This window comes from Clostridium sp. 1001270J_160509_D11, assembly GCF_015667935.1.
In the GTDB taxonomy this organism is placed as follows: domain Bacteria; phylum Bacillota; class Clostridia; order Peptostreptococcales; family Peptostreptococcaceae; genus Intestinibacter.
Map to the genome: position 1 here is coordinate 1 of NZ_JADPET010000018.1, position 22,416 is coordinate 22,416.

The following is a 22,416-nucleotide window of genomic DNA, read 5'->3' on the forward strand; positions in this document are numbered from 1 at the left end:
ACTATGATTATATAAAAAGTTAAGGAGTTTAATGTATGAGTGCTCAAAAGAGAATTGAAGAATTGATAAATTTAATAAATTATCACAATGACAAATATTATAATCAAGATTCACCAGAGATAGAAGATTTTGAATATGATAATTTAATGAAAGAATTAATCAAGTTAGAAGAAGAAAATCCAGAATTAAAAAGAAATGATTCACCATCAAATAGAGTTGGTGGGAAACCATTAGACAAGTTTGAACAAGTTGTACATAAAATACCGATGCTTAGTCTTTCTAATGGATATTCATGGGAAGATTTAAAAGATTTTGACTCAAGAGTTAGAGATGCAGTAGGGCAAGATGTTGAATATGTAGTTGAATTTAAAATAGATGGTCTATCAGTAGGACTTAATTACAATAATGGAATATTTGAAAATGGTGCTACAAGAGGAAATGGTACTGTTGGAGAAGATATTACTAAAAACTTAATGACTATAAAAAATATACCTCTTAATATAGATGAAAAAGACGAACTTACAGTAAGAGGAGAGGTTTATATATCTAAAAAGGATTTTGAAGCAATAAATAAAATCCAAGAAGAACAAGACCAACCTTTATATGCCAATCCAAGAAATTTAGCTGCGGGGTCTTTACGTCAACTAGATTCTAAATTAACAGCTAAAAGACCTCTAGATATATTTATATTTAACTTAGAGGATATGAATTCTAAACAATTTAAAACACATAGCGAATCATTAGAATACTTAAAAACATTAGGTTTCTCAGTAAGCCCAGATTTTAAAGTATTCAAGACTATGGATGAAGTAATAGAACATATAAAATATTGGACTGATCATAGAGAAGATTTAGAATTTGGAATAGATGGAATGGTTATAAAAGTAAATAACCTAGCTCAAAGAGAGCAAATGGGTTATACTGCGAAAAGTCCAAGATGGGCAATTGCATATAAATTCCCAGCAGAAAGAAAACAAACAAAATTATTAGATATAGTTGTGGAAGTTGGTAGAACTGGAACAATAACGCCAACAGCAGTTTTAGAACCGATAAGACTTGCCGGAACAACAGTAAGTAGAGCAACACTTCACAATGAAGATTATATAAATGAAAAAGATATAAAAATAAACGATACAGTATTAGTTCAAAAAGCAGGGGACATAATACCACAAGTAGTTGAAGTTATAAAAGAGAAAAGAACAGGTGATGAAATAACATTTAACATGCCAGAAGAATGTCCAGTATGTGGTGAGCCTACAGTTAGACTAGAAGGAGAAGCAGCAGTTAAGTGTATAAATATATCTTGTCCTGCACAAATTAGAAGAGGAATTATCCATTTTGCATCTAGAGAAGCTATGGACATAGACGGATTAGGAGAATCTATAATCACTTTATTATTAAAAGAAGGATTAATAAAAGATATAGCGGACTTATATTACCTTAAAAAAGAACAAATATCAGTTCTTGAGAGAATGGGTGATAAATCAGCGACTAATTTAATCAATGCCATAGAAAAATCAAAAGAAAATGATTTATGGAGATTTATAAATGGACTAGGTATAAAACTAATAGGAACAAAAGCTGCAAAAATATTAGCAAGTGAATTTAAAGATTTAGATAAATTAATGAATGCAACAGAATCAGAATTAATAAACCTAGAAGAGTTTGGTCAAACTATGGCAGATAGTGTAGTAGAGTTCTTTAAAGAAGAAAAAAATATATCAGTTATAGACAAACTAAAAGCTGCAGGGGTAAATACTAAATTAATTGAATCAGGAAATGAAGATATACCGAAAATATTTGAAAAAATGAAGATAGTTTTAACTGGAACTCTTCCAACATTAAAACGAAATGATGCTAAAGAAATGATAGAACAAAGAGGTGGAAAGGCTACTTCAAGTGTAAGTAAATCTACATCTTTCGTTTTAGCAGGTGAAGAAGCCGGCTCTAAACTGACAAAAGCTAATGATTTAGGCATAAAAGTTATAGACGAAGATAAATTTTTACAATTAATAAATTTAAAAACTAACGAAGAGGTTTTAAGTAATTTATAAAATTAATCAAAAACGTCCGTTAATAACTTCATCATCCTTATATAAAAGTTGATTTTACCTTATAAATGTAGTAAATTAGTCAAAGTAGTGATAGAATTATTTAGAGAATGAAGTTATTTAACGGAATTTACGAATTTAATATTCAAGAGAAGTATTTGATTTTAGAAAGGAAAAAACATGACTAGAATTGATGGTAGAGAGTTTGATCAAATTAGGGATTTAAAAATAACTAGAAATTATACAAAATATGCAGAGGGGTCTGTATTTATAGAAATGGGTGATACAAAAATATTATGTAATGCATCTATAGAGGATAAGGTTCCTCCCTTTCTAAGAAACACAGGAACTGGATGGATAAATGCAGAGTATTCTATGTTACCTAGATCGACTCAACAAAGAAAAATAAGAGATGCATCTAGAGGTAAAATAGATGGTAGAAGTCAAGAAATACAAAGATTAATAGGTAGGGCTATTAGGTCAGTAATTGATTTAGAAAAATTGGGAGAGAGAACTATCTGGATAGATTGTGATGTAATACAAGCAGATGGTGGTACTAGAACAGCATCAATCACAGGGGCATTTGTAGCTGTATTAGACGCTATAAATAAATTACATAAAGATAAAGTAATAAAACATATGCCAGTTAGAAACTTTGTATCAGCAATAAGTGTTGGTATAGTAGATGGAGAATATTTACTTGACTTATGTTATGAAGAAGATTCAAAAGCACAAGTAGATATGAACATAATAATGACTGATAAAGGTGAATTTGTTGAGTTACAAGGAACAGGGGAAGAATGTCCTTTCTCAAGAAAAGATTTAGAAAAACTTCTAGAGCTAGGAGAAAAAGGTAATAAAATGTTACTAAAAGCTCAAAGGGAAGCTTTAGGTGAAATAGCTGATGAGATTCTAGGTGTGGATTATGGTAATGACGTAGTTATAGCTACAGGAAATACACACAAATTAGAAGAAATAGGTGACATATTAAAGGACTTAGATTATAATATATATTCATTGAAAGATGTCGACCTTGGTGGACTAGAAATCGAAGAAAATGGTAAAACATTTGAACACAATGCCTTAATAAAAGCTAGAGAAGTTGCAAAAAGAACAAAAATGATAACTATAGCTGATGATTCTGGCCTTGAAGTTGATGCAATAGGTAAAAAACCAGGCATATATTCTGCTAGATATGCAGGAGAAAATGCTACTGATGAAGAAAATAGAGCAAAACTATTAAAATCATTAGGAAATACACCTATGAGCCAAAGAAATGCTAGATTTGTTTGTTGTATAGCGGTAGTATTCCCAGATGGAAAAGAATTCGTTGTTAGAGGAACTTGCGAAGGAACTATAGGATTTGAAGAAAAGGGAAGCAATGGATTTGGATACGATAACTTATTTATAGTAAACAAATACAATAAAACATTTGCTGAATTGCCAGCAACTATAAAAAATGCTATAAGCCACAGAGCAAACGCACTACAATTAATGAAAGAAGAATTATCAAGAAGAGTAGGAAGATAAATAATATAAAGGTAGTGGATAATAATGAGAATAGGAATAGTTAGTGATACTCATAGATTCACAGCGGCAATGGACAAAGCGATTCCGTACTTAAAATATTGCGACTTGATTGTTCATGCAGGAGATAATATAGATGATTCTTACTATCTAGAGGCTGTGACTGATGTACCAGTTGTTGCTGTAAAAGGCAACTGTGATTTTTATTCTGATCCAGGGAAGGATGAGGAGACGTTTATGGCTGAGGACAAAAAAGTTCTTGTTTGCCATGGACACAATTATGGAATAAAGTATTCTTTAGATGAGCTGCAAAAAAGAGCAGAAGATAAAGAAGCTGATATAGTAATATTTGGCCATTCACATGTACCATATTATAAAGAAAAAGACGGTATTATATTTATTAATCCAGGAAGTACATCTTTACCTAGAGGCGGTTCAAGCAAAGGTATTGGTATATTAGATGTAGAAAATGGAGAAATTACCTATGAAAGGCTAAAAATATAAACCCTCTAATTCTATGGAACACTTGTAAATAAAAAAATGGTTGTGATATAATTAAAGAGTTAGATATTTATTAGAATTAAATTTAAAATTATTCTAAAATGATTACATATATATTTAGGAGGATAAAGTTAGATGAAAGCAGAATTAATTAAAAAAGAAGGTAACGTTGTAAATTTCAAATTAACTATAGACAACGACAAATTTGAAGCTGCTATAAACAAAGCTTACAATAAAAATAAAGGAAGATTTAACATAGCAGGATTCAGAAAAGGTAAAGCACCTAGAAGAATAATAGAAAACAACTACGGAAAAGGAGTATTCTACGAAGAAGCTATAGATATAGTATTCCCAGAAGTATACCCAAGTGCATTAGATGAGTTACAATTAGCTCCAATAGACAGACCAAGCATAGATGTTGAAGAAATAAGCAAAGACAACGGATTAGTATTAGTTGTTGAAGTTGAAGTTCAACCAGAATTCGAATTAGGTCAATACAAAGGTATAGAAGTAGCTAAAGTTGACTATAATGTAACTGAAGAAGAAGTAGATGCTAAATTAAACGAATTACAAGAAAGAGCTTCTAGATTAGTAGATTCAGATAAAGAAATAGAAAATGGAGATACTGCTAACATAGACTTCGAAGGATTCAAAGATGGTGTAGCTTTCGAAGGTGGAAAAGCTGAAGGACACAACTTAGTTATAGGTTCAGGTTCATTCATACCAGGATTCGAAGATCAATTAGTAGGTAAAAAAGCAGGAGAAGAAGTTGACGTTAACGTTACTTTCCCAGCTGACTACCATGCAGAAGATTTAGCTGGAGCTCCAGTTGTATTCAAAGTTAAAGTAAATGGAGTAAAAGTTAAAGAATTACCAGAATTAAACGATGAGTTCGCTCAAGATACTACTGAATTCGATACTTTAGCAGAATTAAGAGCTGACGTTAAAGCTAAAGCTGAAGAAGAAGCTGCTGCAAAAGCTAAAGGTGAAGAAAGAAACGCTGTTGTAGATGCAGTTGTTGCTAACACAGAAATAGAAGTTCCAGAAACTATGGTAAATGCTCAAATAGATAACTCTATAATGGAACTTAACTACTCTTTACAATACCAAGGATTCAGCGTAGAACAATTATTAGAAATGACTGGTAAATCTATGCAAGAATTAAGAGATGAAAAGAAAGAAGATGCTGAAAAATCAGTTAAAGCTTCATTAGTTATAGATGCAATAGCTAAAGCAGAAAACGTAGAAGTAACTGAAGAAGAAGTTGAAGCAGAAGCTGCTAAAATGGCAGAAGCTTACAACATGACATTAGCTCAAATAAAAGAAGCTTTAAAACCATCTGATTTAGAAGATATAAAAGGTCAATTAAGAATAAGAAAAACTATAGACTTCTTAGTTGAAAATGCTGTTATAGCATAATAATAAAATAAAATCTGATTTGTAGTAGTTTTAATAAACTACTACAAATTTATCCACAAAGAATAGAGGGGGTATGAATTATGGCATTAGTACCTACAGTAGTAGAACAAACAGGTAGGGGAGAAAGAGCCTATGATATATATTCTAGACTTTTAAAAGATAGAATTATATTCTTAAGTGATGAAGTAAATGACACTACAGCTAGTTTAGTAGTAGCACAGTTATTATTTTTAGAGGCTGAAGATCCAGATAAAGATATACATCTATATATAAATTCTCCAGGTGGTAGTGTAACAGCTGGTATGGCTATATATGATACTATGCAATATATAAAACCAGACGTTAGCACTATATGCATAGGTTTGGCTGCTTCAATGGGTGCATTCTTATTAAATGCAGGGGCAAAAGGAAAAAGATTTGCATTACCAAACAGCGAAATAATGATACACCAACCTTTAGGTGGAGCAAAAGGTCAAGCTACAGACATAGAAATCCATGCTAAATGGATTCTAAAAATAAGAGAAAGACTAAATCAAATTCTTTCTGAGAGAACTGGGCAACCAATAGAAAAAATACAAGAAGATACAGAACGTGACAACTTTATGAGTGCTCAAGAAGCAAAAGAATACGGTCTAATCGATGAAGTAATAGAAAAGAAGTAATTGAAGAAAGAGCGTAGTTTTAGGAAGAGGTGCTTAATATGTCAAAATATGAAGATAAAAGACAATTAAAATGTTCATTCTGTGGAAAGACTCAAGATCAAGTTAGAAGATTAATTGCAGGGCCAAACGTTTATATATGTGATGAATGTGTTGAGCTTTGTGATGAAATAATACAAGAAGAGATGGAAGAAACTTTAGAAGAAGATACTCTATCTCTGCCAAAACCTAAAGAAATGATGGAAATCTTAAATGATTATGTCATAGGTCAGGAAAGAGCTAAAAAAATATTATCAGTAGCTGTATATAATCACTACAAGAGAATTTACAGCAAAAAAGCAACTTCTAAAGATATAGAAATTCAAAAGAGTAATATACTTTTATTAGGACCTACAGGTTCTGGTAAAACTTTATTAGCTCAAACATTAGCAAAAACATTAAATGTTCCTTTTGCTATGGCAGATGCTACATCTTTAACAGAAGCTGGTTACGTTGGAGAAGATGTTGAAAATATTTTATTAAAACTTATCCAAGCTGCTGATTTCGATATAGAAAAAGCAGAAAGAGGCATAATCTATATAGATGAAATTGATAAAATAGCAAGAAAATCAGAAAATCCATCTATCACTAGAGATGTTAGTGGTGAAGGTGTTCAACAAGCATTATTAAAAATACTTGAAGGAACAGTTGCAAATGTTCCACCACAAGGTGGAAGAAAGCATCCTCATCAAGAATTTCTTAAAATAGATACAACAAACGTATTATTTATTCTAGGTGGAGCCTTCGATGGAATAGAAAAAATAATTCAAAGACGTGGGGAAACTAAAACTCTTGGATTTGGAGCAAAAATAGAAAGTAAAAAGAATATAGATTTAGGAAAAATATATTCAAAAGTTCTACCAGAAGATTTACTTAAATTCGGTATAATACCAGAATTTATAGGTAGAATACCTGTTGTTGCAACATTAGAACTACTAGATGAAGATGCACTAATGAGAATATTACAAGAGCCAAAAAATGCTTTAGTAAAACAATATAAAAAATTATTAGAGCTAGATAATGTAGAGTTAGAGTTTGAAGACGAAGCGTTGAGAGCTATTGCTAAAAAAGCTATCGATAGAAATACAGGTGCTAGAGGTCTTAGAAGTATCGTTGAAAGTGTTATGATGGAAAGCATGTATGAAGTTCCATCAAGAGACGATATCAAAAAGGTAATAGTAACTAAAAAAGCTGTAGAAGGCGATAGTGAACCAGTAATGGTACTTAAAAATCAAGAAGAAAGTGCATAATAAATATATATTTTAAATATATATATGCATATAAATTGGATTTAAAAAGGAGCTTGTTTAGCTCCTTTTTTTGAACATTAAATTATTGATGAATAGGGTTGGATAATAAAAGTAAAAAATAGTAGTATATTTGTATTTATGTTGAAAATTAAACTATGTAAATATATAATATAAAAAGCAATATAAAAATTTCATTAAGATATATTATTATATAAACATATATTTAGGGAAATTAGTGTATTGTCTATAAGATTTTTAGTAAGACAGCAGAATTGTATAAATAATTTAAGGAGTGAAATTATGGAAAATAAATACACTAAAATAGAACGTAAATTACCATTAATTCCTCTAAGAGGATTAGCAATTTTTCCATATATGATATTAAATTTTGATATAGGTAGAGAAGTTTCATTAAAAGCTTTAGATGAAGCTATGCTTGCTGATGAGTTAATATTTTTAACTTCTCAAAAAGAGGCAGAAATAGATGAACCTACAGAAGAAGATTTCTATCATGTCGGAACAATTTGTAAGGTAAAACAAATGATAAAATTACCTGGGGATACTGTACGAGTTTTAGTAGAAGGTATATCAAGAGGTAAAATAAAAGAAGTTAACCAAGATGCAGGATATTTTGAAGCTGTTGTAGATGAAATAATATATAATGAAACTACAACTCAAAATGATATAGAAATAGAAGCTTTAGTAAGAAATGTTTTAGACTCTTTTGAAGAATATATAAACATAGGAAATAGAGTTTCTCCAGAAATACTAGTATCTTTAGAAGAAATAGAAAATGCAGATAGATTTGTTGATACTATTGCTTCTAATATATACTTAAAACCAGAACAAAAACAAGAAATACTAGAAGAGTTTGACATAGCAAAAAGACTAGAGCTTTTATATTCAATCCTTTTAGAAGAAATAGATATATTAAAAATAGAAAAGAAAATAACTCTAAGAGTTAAGAAACAAATGAATAAGGTTCAAAAAGAATATTATTTAAGAGAACAACTTAGAGCTATACAAAAAGAATTAGGTGATGAAGAAGATATTAATTCTGAAGCAGAAGAATACAGAATTAAACTTAAAAAAATCAAAGCACCTAAAGATACAAAAGAAAAAATAAGTAAAGAAATAGATAAGTTCTCTAGAATATCACCTGCTTCACCAGATGTTTCTGTAAGCAGAAACTACTTAGAAACGATATTCTCATTACCATGGAACAAAGAAACTAAAGACAAATTAGATATTAATAAAGCCAAAGAAGTTTTAGATAATGAACACTATGGTATGGAAAAAGTTAAAGAGAGAATACTAGAATTCTTAGCAGTTAGAACTTTATCTAAATCATTAAAAGGACCAATAATCTGTTTAGTTGGACCTCCAGGGGTAGGTAAAACATCTATAGCTAGATCTATTGCCGCATCTATGAATAGAAAATTCGTGAGAATTTCTCTTGGTGGTGTTAGAGATGAAGCAGAAATAAGAGGTCATAGAAGAACTTATGTTGCTGCTATACCAGGTAGAATCATAAATGGCGTAAAAGAAGCTCAAACTAAGAACCCTGTATTCTTATTAGATGAAATAGATAAAATGGCATCTGATTATAAAGGTGATGTTGCATCTGCAATGTTAGAAGTCTTAGACCCAGAACAAAATAAAAACTTTGTAGACCATTACTTAGAAATACCATTTGATTTATCTAAAATCTTATTTATAACTACAGCAAATAGTTTAAGTACAATACCAGGTCCATTACTTGATAGAATGGAAATAATCGAATTATCTGGTTATATAGAAGAAGAAAAATTAAACATAGCTCAAAAATATCTACTTAAAAAACAAATCGAAGAAAATGGTCTTGAAGAAGGATTTGTAAAAATAGATGACGAGACTATGAGAGATATTATAAATTACTACACTAGAGAAGCTGGTGTCAGAACTCTAGAAAGAACTATCGGCAAAATATGCAGAAAGATAGCTAAAAAATATGTAGAAGACCCAACTTTAACTGAAGTTGTGGTTACAAAAGAAGACCTAGAAGAATATCTAGGAAAAGACAAATATACATTTGATTTAGCTGGTGTTAAACCAGAAATTGGTATGGTTACAGGGCTTGCATGGACTGCTGTTGGTGGAGTAACTTTAAACGTAGAAGTTAATGTACTAAAAGGTAAGGGACAAGTTGTATTAACTGGTCAATTAGGAGATGTAATGAAAGAATCTGCTAAAACAGCAATTTCTTACATCAGATCAATTTCAGATAAATTCAACATACCTGAAGACTTCTACCAAACTAAAGATATCCATATACACATTCCAGAAGGAGCAACACCAAAAGATGGACCATCTGCTGGTGTAACAATGGCTACTGCTGTAATTTCAGCATTAACTAATATACCTGTAAGATGTGATGTTGCTATGACTGGTGAGATAACTTTAAGAGGTAGAGTATTACCTGTTGGTGGAATAAAAGAAAAATTACTTGCAGCACATAGAGCAGGAATCAAAAAGGTATTACTTCCAAAAGATTGTGAAGCTCAATTAGATGAAATACCACAAAACGTAAAAGATCAAATGGAATTTGTATTAGTTAAACATTTAGACGAGGTATTAGAGCATGCTCTAGTAAAAGATGGTGACAGAAATGAAAATTAGAAGTACAGAAATAAAAATGAGTGCAACAAAAAGACATCAATATCCAGCAGAGGAACTACCAGAAATAGCATTAGTTGGTAGATCTAACGTTGGGAAATCTTCTTGTGTAAATGCACTATTAAATAGAAGAAACTTTGCAAGAACTAGTCAGACTCCAGGGAAAACTAGAACTATAAACTTCTATTTAATAAACAATGAATTCTATTTTGTTGACCTTCCAGGATACGGATATGCAAAGGTTGCAAAATCAGAAAAAGACAAATGGGGAAATATAATGGAAACTTATCTAGGAGATAGAGAAGAATTATGTGCTATTTTCTTATTAGTTGATATTAGACATGAACCAACAAATGATGACGTTATGATGTATGAATGGATAAAACACTTTGGATATGAATGTGTTGTAATAGCTACAAAAGCAGATAAAATATCTAGAGGTCAATACCAAAAACACATGAGCGTAATAAGAAAGAAATTACAATTAGAAAAAGAAGAAAAAATAATTCCTATATCTTCAAGCAAGAAAACTGGTGTAGAAGATGTTTGGAACGAAATAGTTAATCAATATAATAAACATGGATATGAAGTAACAGTAGACTAATTTTAACTACTACTTATATTTATTAGTTGATTACAACAATAGAATCTTAATGTATTTTAAACCTATGATGAAATTATTTAAAAAATTTTCGTCATAGGTTTATTTTTTTGTAACAAAAATCAAACTAAATAAATATCTTAATATAGAATTTTTTTTAGGGGGGCTGTTTATGACAGGCAAAATAAGAAAGATGTTTCCAGGGGGAAATACAGCGAATGGATTTTATTCATTTTTTGATTATATAATACCACAAGATGTAAATAGAATTTTTTGCTTAAAAGGTGGTCCAGGCGTTGGAAAATCATCTTTTATGAAAAAAATATCTAAGGAATTTAATAAGATGGGATATGATGTAGAGCTACATTATTGTTCATCTGACCCTAGCTCATTAGATGGAATAGTAATAAAAGAACTCAATGTTGTTATGATAGATGCAACTGCACCTCATACTGTAGATCCTAAAACACCTGGTGCTATTGATGAAATATTAAATTTTGGTGAGTTTTGGGATGGAGAAAAAATAGAACAAAATAGAGATAAAATAAAAGCTTGTAATGAAGATATAAGTGAATGTTTCCAAAGAGCATTTAGATTTTTAAAATCAGCAGAACCTATTTATATAGATGTAGAATCAAAAATTTCAAAGTGCATAGACTTATCAAAATTAAGTAAAGTAACAGATGAATTTCTTGAAAAAATATTTGCTGATGTAGAATTTAGCGGAAAGAAAGCATATGTAAGACATTTATTTGGTTCAGCAATAACGCCAATAGGATATTTAGATTATTCAGATAGTCTTTTTGATGGAGTTGAAAATATATATTATCTAGAAGGAGAAATAGGAAGCGGAAAAACTACATTACTAGAGGCTGTTTATACTAGAGCACAACAAAAAGGATTAGATGTTGAAGTTTATCATTTTCCATTGATAATAGATAAATTGCAAGCTGTATATATTCCAGCTTTAGATTTAGCTGTTACGACTAGTGCTAGATTTAAGGATAAAAAGGAAATTGACTTAAATACATGTATAGATGAAGATAAATTAAAGAAATATATAGATGATGTGAAAATTGATAAAGATTTAGTTGATTATTTAATGAATAACGCTATTTCGAACTTGAAACGAGCTAAATTTAACCATGATATAGTTGAAGATTATTATGTACCTGCTATGGATTTTAATAAGGTGGAATTATTAAAAGATGAAATTATAAATCGAATATTAAAATATAAAAAATAGAAACGGACAGATTTGCAAAAAGGGACCTTTGGGTTCCTTTTTGTTTTGTATTATTAATAAATTATAAGTATATACTTGCGAGAAAGCTGTATTTTATAAGATATTTTCAATTCAGTATAAATTAAAGTAATAAATTTCCAAAATAATGAATACAATGTATTTTTCTAGTACATAATCCAATTAATAAATTTAGAAATGAGGAGTGAAGCTATTGATATCAAGTAATTTATTATCTATTATTCCAGAAAAAATATCAAGAAAATATAAAGTAATACCGATAGAATTAAATGGAGATACCTTAGTAGTAGGTGGAAGTAGAGCTGATTTTAACACTATACAAGATTTAAATATTATAACAAGGAAAAATATTGAATTTAAACAATATCCAGAAGAACAAATAATTAAAGAAATCGAGGCAGCATACGGAAACAATATTGAAGTAGACGAAGATTATGCATATAAGATTTTTGAAACAATATTAGAAAATGCTGTGTCTAAAAATGTAAGTGATATACATATAGAACCTTTTGATAATTACCTCATAATCAGATTTCGTGTAGATGGAGAATTATATGAAGCATTCAGATATACACTTGATTTACATATACCACTGACATCAGTTATAAAGCTAAAATCGGGAATTGATATTACAGAAAAAAGACTTCCCCAAGACGGACGAGCAGATATAAATATAAAAGATAAATTAATTGATATTAGAACATCGACAATTCCAACAACTTATGGAGAAAAGACAGTTCTCAGAATTTTAAACAGAGATAATTTTTTTAAGACGAAAGAAGAAATAGGTTTTTCACAAAAAGCCGTACAAATCATAAATCAAATGATATCAAATAATTCTGGGATAGTATTGATTGTAGGTGAAACTGGATGCGGAAAAAGCACAACAATGTACTCTCTATTAAACGATTTAAATAAAATTTCGAGAAATATTCTAACAATAGAAGACCCTATAGAGTACAAGATGGATGGAATAAATCAAATACAAGTAAATTCAAAGGTAGGATTAACTTTTGAAAAAGGATTAAGAGCAATGTTGAGACAAGATCCAGATGTAATAATGGTTGGAGAGATAAGGGATTCAGAAACTGCAAAAATAGCGATAAGAGCGTCCATAACTGGGCATTTAGTACTCAGTACATTACACACCAATGATACAGTTTCATCAATAACTAGACTCAAGGATATGGGAGTAGACTTGTATCTAATAAGTGCATCATTAGTTGGAGTTATAGCGCAGAGATTAGTTAAAAAGGTATGTCCATACTGTAATGGAGAAAATAATTCATGTGAATACTGTCATGGAAGTGGATATTTAGGTAGGACTGTAGTTTATGAAATTCTACAAATAGACGATGAGATTAGACAATGTATTAGCGATATAAATAAACATAAAGAAATAAAAGATATGGCTATAAAAAGTGGAAAAATGATTACATTTGATGATAGCTATAGAAATATTGCATCAATGACCTTAGCAGAAAACATATAAAAATGTAATAGATATGGTTTATATCTATAAATTATAAAAATAAAATGATAGAGGTGATTTATGGAATACTACAAATGTGTTGTATATGATGAACAAAATAAAAGAAAGGTAATACATCTAGATTTTAATTCGGAATGTGAAGTATTAAAATATGCTAAAGAAAATAAGCTTAGTATATCATCTATGAAAAAGAAAAAGTCGTTATTTAATTTTAGAAAAAAACTTAACGAAAAAGATTTAAAGATTTTTTGCAAGGAGATAGGGATTTTACTTGAATCAGGAAGTGACATCATATCATTATTAGAAATGTTGGAACAACAATCTAGTAAAAAACTAAAACCGATAATAAAAAGTATATTAAATAGTATAAAAGAAGGAAATTCAATAACCGAATCATTTAAACATACAAATGCATTTTCAAATTTCTTTATAAGTATGGTGCATACAGGAGAATTAAGCAGTAATCTGGACCAAGTTATGTATACATTAAGTGACTATTATGATAAAGAGTCTAAAGTAAAAGGCAAAATTAAAAGCTCTAGTATATATCCTATCATCTTAGCTGTTGCAACAATATTGGCTGTTTTTGCTATGCTGTTTATTGTTGTCCCAAAATATGAAGAAATTTATTCGCAAAGCAATGCAACAATGCCAGCGATAACACAGATAATGATATCTGTATCAAGTTTTCTTAGACATAATTTTATACTTATATTTTTTATAGGGTTTATATTAATAATCTCAAGTATATATTTAATTAAAAATAACGATGAATTAAAAGATGATGTATATAGATTGAGTTTTAAATTGCCTAAGATAGGTGATTATAGATTGATGGATATTACAAACAGGTTTTCAAAATCACTATACATACTAATTAGAAGTGGTGTGGAAATAGTTTGTGCAATAGATATATCAGCGAAGGTGATAGATAAAGATTACCTATATAAAAAAATATCAATTGCTAATAACTCTATAAAAGAAGGAAATAAAATAGGTGAATCTCTTGATGATATAAATTTATTTTCGCCATTTTTTATAAGAATGATATCAGTAGGAGAGGCATCAGGTAGATTAGAAGAAACTTTAGCAGTTGTTAATAAATTTTATGAAAGTGAAATTGAGCAAAATATTGAAATCACAATGAAGTATTTTGAGACAGGAATCACTTTAGTGATGGGAATTATAGTAGGAATAATTGTAATAGCGATGGTAATTCCAATGTTTAATATGGTTTCTGCATTTTAAAAATAACTAATTTCAAAGGAGGAATTTTATGAAAAACATAGGTGAAAATTTGGTGAATATATTAAAGGCAAAATCTAAAAGAGGGATACTGAAATATAAAAAAGATGGGTTCAGCTTAATTGAAGTAGTAATCGCAATAACATTAATGGCAATCCTTTCAGGAATTGCAATGACAAGTTATACAAAAGTACAACAAGATGCAAAGAAGAATATGGACTATACGACTGCGGCAAATATTGCTACAGCAGCACAACTAGCTGATGCAGATGGAAAGGCAGTTAGTATTGAAAACTTAGTTAAAGAAAACTACCTTCAATCAACTCCTAAATCACAACAAAAAGATGCTGGTGATTTTGAGGTTACAATAGATGATAACGGAAAAGTAACCGTAACTTTAGGTAAAGAGACATATTATCCAAGAGAATAAAAATATTTAAAATAAATAATTCCATAAATAAAATGAATAAGGAAATTATGAGGAATAGTATTTGGATTGTGAGGTGATCTTATTAGAACTTGTATAACAATTAAACTAAATAATTACGATAGTGAAATATTAATAATAGATAAATCCCCCTTAAAGCTAGATGTAATAGATTGTATCAATATAGATAAAGGAATAAAAGAACTCAAAAGATTAAATATAAAAAGGGAATTTATAAAAAATATTAAAGAAATTATAAAAAAGTACAATATAAAAGAAGTATTTTTCGTTGTTCAAAATTCACAAATTATAATCAGAGAATATAAGGATTTACCCAAAATAAGAAAAAGAGATTTAGATGGATATATAAATTTTGAAATATTACAAGAGAGTCTCTTAACTTTAGATGACTACATAGTAAAATACAAAATTTTAGACTACAGAAAAAATAAAATGGATTTGCAGATAATTTTGTTTCCAAAAGAAATAGAAAAAATTTGCTTAGATATAGCGACATGCTTAAATCTGAAACATAAATATCTAAATATGAATTTTGATATATTACAAAAATTGATAGATCGAGAAAAGATTAATTTAAAAAATAATGATTGTATGGTTATTGAAAATATGGAGGATGTAATAATTTTAAATTATATTAAAATGAAAAAAATTTATACATCAAATGTATTTAGTAAAGAAAGTAGTTCAGAATATATAACTAACTTATTAGATAAAGATATTGATATTTTTTATTATGGAAAAGAAGATAATTTTATAAATACACTCAAAGAAAATGAATTTAAGGTATATAAACTTAATTCTAAATTAAATATAAGTTATTTATGTTCAGACAAAACAATAGATATTCAAAATAACAAATATTTAGTAAATATAGGAGTTGTAATTTAAAATGAGTAAAAATAGTAAATGTATTAATATTTTTGAAAAAGATAAAAAAGATTTAAATTTATATCAAATAAGTATTTTGATTATAGTATTTATGACAATATTACAAATTGGGATAAACTCATTTAAAAATAACCAACTTAATGAATTTATTTCAGATTATGAATATGAAAAAGATTTAAAAACTAGTGAGATTAATACTTCATCATCTAACAATTTAAATAAAGAAAAATCTAAAATAAATTTATCTAAGATAAAAGAAATAAGTTCAATCATAGGCATAGAAAAAATCCAAAGTATATATTCTGACTCTAATAAAGTAGAAATTCAGGGGTATTGTGAAGATACAGAAGTATTACAAAAAGTATCTGATTTAGAAAGTATAAATAAGTTTGATATTCAAGAATTACAAAAGAAAGACAACAAATACTTTTTTAAGATTGAATATACATTAGGAGGAATAAATTGAAACTATTAAAAAAGAATAAATCACTATGTTTTTTATTGATAATAGCAACAATTTATGTTCTAGTTACATTATTATATATAAATCCTCTTAGAGCGAAAAATACTAAACTAGAAGAAAAAAGGAATGAAATTTTAACTTTAAGACAAGAAGACGATTCTATACAAGTATTTTCAGAAAAAGAAAAGGTTGCAGAGGATATAATTTTATCAATAGAAAAGAGCATAGGAAATTTAGTAGATATAAATTTTATAAATAAACAATATGAACAAGGTGAGCAATCCGAAGTAGTAATACTAGAATTGAATTTTTCCTCAAATTCAAAAAATCTATTTAAAATAGATAAAAAATTAAAAGAATTAGATTTATATGACTCAATTGAAATGATAAAAATAGAAAATTCCCAAACAGAAACTGATCAAGACAGAAAAATAAATTGTACTATGACGTTTAGAGTCGTTTAAAAGGCTATAATCAAAAAACAAAGTGATAAATGTAAATCAATGGAGTTATATAAAGGAAAATGTAGTATGAATATACTTAATTTTAAGAGGAAAAAAACATCTTCTTATAGAAAACTAATTTAATTGACTAAAAGCTATGACATAAAGAAAATCTAAAGAAGAATGGGGGATTTAAAGTGATTGGGAGAAATGAACCTTGCCCATGTGGCAGCGGAAGAAAGTATAAAAAATGCTGCCTAGAAAAAGACAAAGCAAAAGACATCGCGAGAAATAGGGTTAAATTAGCGGAAGGACAATTTGACACTATAATGAAAAAGGTAATAGAATTCTCTAGTGAATATGAAAAGCCATATAAAAACAAATGCGAAGTAGACTTTGGAATTACAAATTATGAATTAGAAAATGTAATGAACGTATACTATCTAGTAAATTTTAAATACAACAAACAAAGTAGTATAATGCTAGATTATCTTAATAAAAATAAAGCAAATATCAATAAAACTGATGAAGAAATAATTGAAAATACATTAAACTCATACATGAGTGTATATCAAGTTAAAGAGAAAGATATTAATAAGGTGTTACTGAGAGATATTCTATTAAATGAAGACTTATATGTAGAGGACATTGACTTATTTAGTTTGTATAAGGAAGGTGAGTTCTTACTCGCGAGGGTCGTCAATGTAGGTGGAACTAGAATTTTCTTAGACAAAACAATTAAAATAAGCGAAAGTAGAAAGACCCAGATTAAAAATGACATAGACAATAGATATAAACAGACTAAAAAGAAATGCAAAACAAAGAAACAGTGCTTAATAAATAATATTAAATTTATGTATCAAAATTTAATTAAATCACGAAGAGAATATATAGTACAAACCCCATGCAATGAAGAAAGTAATAATACAGAAGGCATATTAAACAATGCTGTGGTGCATAACAATATAAAATCAATCGCACCAAAGAGTGAAAAAGAAAAAGAACGTGAATTAAAGCTACTAATGGTTAGACAGAGAGAAAAAGAAATTGCTCAAAAACAAAATATGAAAGAAGAAAAATTTGAACAACCAATAGTTCAACATGGTGAAAAAGAAATTATTTTTGAAGTTGAAGAACAAACAGCACAAAAAACAAAAGAAAAGATTAAGAGACAAATAGCAATGCCATTAGTTGAATTTATTAAAGAAGAATACACAAAAGAAGAACCGACAATAATTCAACAGGCAGAAAAAGAAGCTATTTTTGAAATTCAAGAACAACCAACAGATATTAAAACACAAGAACTTAAAACAGACTTAGATTTAAATACAACTCAAGAAATTAACAACATATCAAATAAAACAAAATCGAAATTGACTAAAGAACAGAGAAGAAAACAAAACTCAAATCTTATTAATAAAGATAGCAAAGAAATTAATGAAAAACTGGTGAAAGAACAAAATGTAATTAATCAAAAAGACAAATTACCAGAACTGGTGAATAAACCTACAACAAAAGTAGATAAACTGGTGATAGATAAAGTCAAAGAAGAAAGTAATACACCAGAAAAACTGGTGGCAATAAAAGACAAACGACAAGAAAAACCACAAGAAAATAATAAATCAAAAGAAATAATAAGACATAAAGAAAAACCAAATTACAATCAAAAAACATCAGAACTGGTGCCAGATAAAGAGTTAAAACAAGAAGTAAACAAAGCACAAGAACTGGTGGTAAATAAAACACAAAAAGAAATTGAGAAACCACGCGAACTGGTGGTAGATAAAGTAGCAGAGGAAATAGAAAAAGCAAAAGAACTAACAATAAATAAATCACAACATCAAGATAACAAAAATCCAGAAAACATGGTGATGAAAGAACCACAATATACACATAAAGAAAAAGAAGTAGCTATGAAAAAAATTGAGGATAAGGATAAACAAGGAAAACTGGTGATGGGACAAGCCCAACATGAAATTGTGGCAGATGTTGATTATGAAGGGGTAGTTGCAATAAAATCAAATTCAGCTCTGGTAGATACAACATCCAAATCCGACGAAGATAATAAAGTTACTTTAAAAGAAAAACCACGAAGACAAGTAATGGCAAGAAAATCAAGAAATCCAGAAGGATTTAAAGATAGAAATAGAAGAAATAAGAGATTAGAAGATAAATTAAAACAAAGAATAGAAACGACAAAGAGACAAGAAGAAATAAAAGCTAGATTAGAACTTATTAGAAAAGAAAAATTACTCAAAGAAAGAGAATTGAGATTAAAAGAAAAAGAATTACAACTTGAAAAACAACTTTCCGAAATAACTTCACAATCAGCTACTAAAAAGTCAGAACCTATAATTGCTAAGCAGATGGAAGGGGTAGTGAAGAACAAGGATTGCAATGTTGAAAAGACAGAAGAGCAGTTGACGACTAGGATAGAGAGAATACCTATATATAAAGCAGAAAAAATTGAATCTAAGATAGAAAATATATCAATGTCAAAAATTGAGCAGCAAATTGAATCAAAAATAGAAAATAATATAGTTGCAAGATTAATGGTGGAAGATCCACCTAAAGAAAAACCATTATTAGAGGTGACAGAGGAGAAGAAAAATCTAGATAAAAATACAAAAGAAGTTACAAATGATAAAAAAATTAAAAAAGAACCAAAACAAGAACTCAAGCAAGAGTCCAAAAGTGATAAATTAGAAAATAAGCAAGATAAAAATAAAAAAAAGACAAAAACTAATAAAAGCAAACAACCAAAAGAGCAGTGTAAAGTATATGACGTATTAATATCGAAAGTAGAAGACAAGTATAAAGAACAATGCATAAAAGAATGGAAAAAATTTAAACAGACATATGAATCCTATACAGGAAGTGAGAATGGCTGGGCAGCAGCCATTGAATACGAAGTTAGAAAAGACAGCGATGATACAGTGACACAAGGACAAATCTCGAAAAAATACAACATCAGCGTTAAAACTTTAAGTAAGAGATATAAAGAATTAAAAATAAGCTAAAAATATCCCTATAAAGTAGTTAAAATACGGTAATACTACTTTATAGGGTATTTTTTCGTTAAATTTCACATATTTAAGTCAAATAAAATAATAAAATTTATGTAAAAGTCTTTTAATATATAAAAAAAATGATAAAATATAAAAAGAAGTATATTACAGAGAAAGAGGTATTTTTATGAGTTTTACTTTAGGAAATCCTATTGCAGTATCAACTAATTTTATAAAATCAAACCCAGCAGTACCAGTGTATAAAGGTGCTGAAGAACCACAAAATTTATTCGGAGTTATATACCATATAGAAATAGGTTATAACGAAGGTAACCAAGAGAAAATAAAACAATATATAATCATAGACTTTAAAGAATACGATTTATCTTCTGAGAGTAAAGAAGAATTAATAAATATAGCTAAATCATATTGTGAATCAAAAAATATATCACAAGAAGATGAATTAGAAATAGCTCTATTAGACAATGAAGAGGTTGAAAACTTCTTAGAAAAAGTATTCAACAACATGAAAGTAATAAGAGGACTTATAAGTGAAAAACTTTAACGAATAAAAAGCGAACTCTAAGAGTTCGCTATCTTTTTGAAAATGAATATATAAAAAGATAGATTGCAAAATAGAAATGGAGGATGTTTATATGCTGAGAGTATCTAATATCAAATTAAGCATAGATGACGACAAATCAAAAATAAAAAGTAGTGTACTAAAAAAATTAAAAATAAAAGAATCAGATTTACAAAAATACTTTATATATAAAGAATCAGTAGATGCAAGAAAAAGAGGAAAGATAGACTTTGTATATACTGTTGATGTAATTGTAAAAAATGAAAGTAAACTTCTAAATAAAAAATTAAAAGATGTTGTAGAAATAAAACAAAGAGAATATATCGGTGTTGAATCTGGAAATCAAGAATTAAAACATAGACCAGTTGTAATCGGAAGTGGCCCTGCTGGATTATTTGCAGCTTTAGTTTTAGCACAAAGAGGGTATATGCCTATAATGCTTGAAAGAGGATTAGATGTAGACAATAGAACGAAAGATATAGAAAACTTCTGGAAAGAAAGAAAATTTAAAAATAACTCTAATGTACAATTTGGAGAAGGTGGAGCGGGTACTTTCTCAGACGGAAAATTAACTACAAGAATTAAAGATATAAGATGTAGAAAAGTATTAACTGAATTTGTAAACTTCGGTGCACCAGATGAAATCTTATACTCTAATAAGCCTCATGTTGGAACAGATATACTTAAAGATGTCGTAAAAAATATAAGAGAAGAGATTATAAGACTTGGTGGTATAGTAAAATTCGATTCAAAAGTAACTCAAATTAATATGGAAGATTCAAAAATAAAATCTGTAGTAGTTAATGAAGAAGAAGTTATTGAAACAAATGTAGTAATACTAGCAATTGGACATAGTGCAAGAGATACTTATGAAATGCTATATGAAAATGGAATAAAAATAAACCAAAAACCATTTGCAATAGGTGCTAGAATAGAACATCCACAAATATTAATAAATGAATCTCAATATAAAGAATTTTATAATCATCCTAGATTAGGTGCGGCAGATTATAAATTAATAGAACATACATCTAACGGAAGAACCGCATATACATTCTGTATGTGTCCAGGAGGAACAGTAATAGCATCAGCATCAGAAGAGGGTGAAGTTGTTACTAACGGAATGAGTGAACATGCGAGAGATAAAGAAAACGCAAATAGTGCATTCTTAGTAAATGTAAGACCTTCTGATTTTGGAAGTGACCATCCATTAGCAGGAGTTGAGTTCCAAAGAAAATATGAAAGATTAGCATTTGAATTAGGTGGAGGAAATTACAATGCTCCAATTCAATTAGTAGGAGACTTCTTAGAAGATAGAGTTTCAACAAAATTAGGTAAGGTTAAACCTTCATACCAACCTGGATATACTTTTGTAGATTTAAGAAAGTGCCTACCAGATTTCGTATGTGAAACTATGAAAGAAGCTCTACCAAAGCTAGATAAAAAATTAAACGGATTTGCTATGAGAGATGCAGTTTTAACTGGTGTAGAAACTAGATCATCAGCTCCAATAAGAATTGTAAGAGATGAAGAAACTTTAGAATCTGTAAATTTAGAACAATTATACCCATGTGGAGAAGGAGCAGGATATGCAGGAGGTATAGTAACTGCTGCTGTTGATGGTATAAAATGTGCTGAAAAGATAATAGAAAGATATTCTTCAATGAAATAATATAAAAAAATAGCTCTGAAAACACTAAAAAATGGAATTAAATGGCTTATGTGTGAATACATGTAATACTTATGTTAAGTTTATATTAAGAAATTAACAAACCTTAAAAAAAGTATTGAAGTTTATAGTTGCAACATTATAAAATAAACATGTACTTAAATATGAATTTAATTAAAATTCGAATATGATGTATTTACTTAAGGAGGAA

Annotated in this window: 18 protein-coding genes; all 18 read left to right on the forward strand. The window is 28.7% G+C overall.

The window, feature by feature from the left end; all coding sequences use genetic code 11:
* Positions 1 to 35: 35 nt before the first annotated feature.
* The 18 genes from ligA (at position 36) to I4U58_RS03380 (ending at position 22,208) form a co-directional block, all read left to right on the forward strand.
* Positions 36 to 2,054, forward strand: a complete 2,019-nt coding sequence (gene ligA, locus I4U58_RS03295; protein ID WP_195929618.1) for an NAD-dependent DNA ligase LigA — start codon at positions 36 to 38, stop codon at positions 2,052 to 2,054.
* A 177-nt stretch (positions 2,055 to 2,231) separates the two neighbouring features.
* On the forward strand, positions 2,232 to 3,581 hold the full coding sequence (gene rph, locus I4U58_RS03300) for a ribonuclease PH (RefSeq protein WP_195929619.1): 1,350 nt from the start codon (positions 2,232 to 2,234) through the stop codon (positions 3,579 to 3,581).
* A 24-nt stretch (positions 3,582 to 3,605) separates the two neighbouring features.
* Complete coding sequence (locus tag I4U58_RS03305; protein WP_195929620.1) at positions 3,606 to 4,082, forward strand: metallophosphoesterase; 477 nt, start codon at positions 3,606 to 3,608, stop codon at positions 4,080 to 4,082.
* A 132-nt stretch (positions 4,083 to 4,214) separates the two neighbouring features.
* Positions 4,215 to 5,498 (forward strand): trigger factor, encoded by a 1,284-nt coding sequence (gene tig / locus I4U58_RS03310; protein ID WP_195929621.1) that lies wholly within the window; start codon positions 4,215 to 4,217, stop codon positions 5,496 to 5,498.
* An 80-nt stretch (positions 5,499 to 5,578) separates the two neighbouring features.
* Positions 5,579 to 6,160: an ATP-dependent Clp endopeptidase proteolytic subunit ClpP gene (clpP, locus tag I4U58_RS03315; RefSeq protein ID WP_195929622.1), complete on the forward strand. Its 582-nt coding sequence runs from the start codon at positions 5,579 to 5,581 to the stop codon at positions 6,158 to 6,160.
* A gap of 38 nt (positions 6,161 to 6,198) precedes the next feature.
* Entirely contained in the window at positions 6,199 to 7,446 is a 1,248-nt protein-coding gene (clpX, locus tag I4U58_RS03320; protein WP_195929623.1) for an ATP-dependent Clp protease ATP-binding subunit ClpX, read from the forward strand.
* Between the two features lie 300 nt (positions 7,447 to 7,746).
* The gene (gene lon / locus I4U58_RS03325) at positions 7,747 to 10,104 is read left to right on the forward strand and encodes an endopeptidase La (protein ID WP_195929624.1); all 2,358 of its coding nucleotides are present in this window, start codon (positions 7,747 to 7,749) and stop codon (positions 10,102 to 10,104) included.
* Positions 10,094 to 10,705: a ribosome biogenesis GTP-binding protein YihA/YsxC gene (gene yihA, locus I4U58_RS03330; protein ID WP_195929625.1), complete on the forward strand. Its 612-nt coding sequence runs from the start codon at positions 10,094 to 10,096 to the stop codon at positions 10,703 to 10,705. The genes lon and yihA overlap by 11 nt, the downstream gene beginning before the upstream one ends.
* A gap of 169 nt (positions 10,706 to 10,874) precedes the next feature.
* Positions 10,875 to 11,948: a PRK06851 family protein gene (locus tag I4U58_RS03335; protein WP_195929626.1), complete on the forward strand. Its 1,074-nt coding sequence runs from the start codon at positions 10,875 to 10,877 to the stop codon at positions 11,946 to 11,948.
* A 211-nt stretch (positions 11,949 to 12,159) separates the two neighbouring features.
* Complete coding sequence (locus tag I4U58_RS03340) at positions 12,160 to 13,458, forward strand: GspE/PulE family protein (protein WP_207743808.1); 1,299 nt, start codon at positions 12,160 to 12,162, stop codon at positions 13,456 to 13,458.
* Positions 13,459 to 13,518: 60 nt separating this feature from the next.
* Complete coding sequence (locus I4U58_RS03345) at positions 13,519 to 14,706, forward strand: type II secretion system F family protein (RefSeq protein ID WP_195929628.1); 1,188 nt, start codon at positions 13,519 to 13,521, stop codon at positions 14,704 to 14,706.
* Between the two features lie 28 nt (positions 14,707 to 14,734).
* Entirely contained in the window at positions 14,735 to 15,133 is a 399-nt protein-coding gene (locus I4U58_RS03350) for a prepilin-type N-terminal cleavage/methylation domain-containing protein (RefSeq protein ID WP_195929629.1), read from the forward strand.
* 450 nt (positions 15,134 to 15,583) lie between these two features.
* On the forward strand, positions 15,584 to 16,039 hold the full coding sequence (locus I4U58_RS03355) for a hypothetical protein (protein ID WP_195929630.1): 456 nt from the start codon (positions 15,584 to 15,586) through the stop codon (positions 16,037 to 16,039).
* 1 nt (position 16,040) lies between these two features.
* Complete coding sequence (locus tag I4U58_RS03360) at positions 16,041 to 16,505, forward strand: hypothetical protein (RefSeq protein ID WP_195929631.1); 465 nt, start codon at positions 16,041 to 16,043, stop codon at positions 16,503 to 16,505.
* Entirely contained in the window at positions 16,502 to 16,966 is a 465-nt protein-coding gene (locus tag I4U58_RS03365; protein WP_195929632.1) for a hypothetical protein, read from the forward strand. The genes I4U58_RS03360 and I4U58_RS03365 overlap by 4 nt, the downstream gene beginning before the upstream one ends.
* A 176-nt stretch (positions 16,967 to 17,142) precedes the next feature.
* A complete protein-coding gene (locus I4U58_RS14070; RefSeq protein ID WP_295573643.1) occupies positions 17,143 to 19,965 on the forward strand; it encodes an SEC-C metal-binding domain-containing protein in 2,823 nt (940 codons plus the stop codon).
* 175 nt (positions 19,966 to 20,140) lie between these two features.
* The gene (locus tag I4U58_RS03375) at positions 20,141 to 20,518 is read left to right on the forward strand and encodes a hypothetical protein (RefSeq protein ID WP_195929633.1); all 378 of its coding nucleotides are present in this window, start codon (positions 20,141 to 20,143) and stop codon (positions 20,516 to 20,518) included.
* A 91-nt stretch (positions 20,519 to 20,609) separates the two neighbouring features.
* Positions 20,610 to 22,208 (forward strand): NAD(P)/FAD-dependent oxidoreductase, encoded by a 1,599-nt coding sequence (locus I4U58_RS03380; RefSeq protein ID WP_195929634.1) that lies wholly within the window; start codon positions 20,610 to 20,612, stop codon positions 22,206 to 22,208.
* Positions 22,209 to 22,416: the final 208 nt, after the last annotated feature.